Genomic DNA, 230 nt, shown 5'->3' with positions numbered 1-230 from the left:
ACAGGAAATGCAAGATTTTGGTTACAATAAAGGTAAAGCAGAGGGCAAAATTGAAGGTAAAATTGAGGGTAAAATTGAGGGTAAAATCGAGGGTAAATTTGAAGGTAAGATTGAGTCTATAAAGGAATTGATGCGTAATTTGAACTTATCTCCTGAGAAGGCCATGAAGGCTCTTGGAATTGCTCCTTCTGAATTCAATCGCTATATCTCTTTACTTTAAACAGAAACTA

At 35.2% G+C, this 230-nt stretch carries 1 pseudogene; it reads left to right on the top strand.

What is annotated here, in order from left to right:
• Positions 1 to 220, top strand: a pseudogene (locus I6E26_RS11180) (hypothetical protein); the annotation flags it as partial.
• Between the last annotated feature and the right edge of the window lie 10 nt (positions 221 to 230).

This window comes from Anaerovibrio lipolyticus (assembly GCF_021531495.1).
Lineage (GTDB): Bacteria > Bacillota > Negativicutes > Selenomonadales > Selenomonadaceae > Anaerovibrio.
Note: the sequence above shows the minus strand (reverse complement) of the source record. Positions and strands in the feature narration are given on the sequence as shown.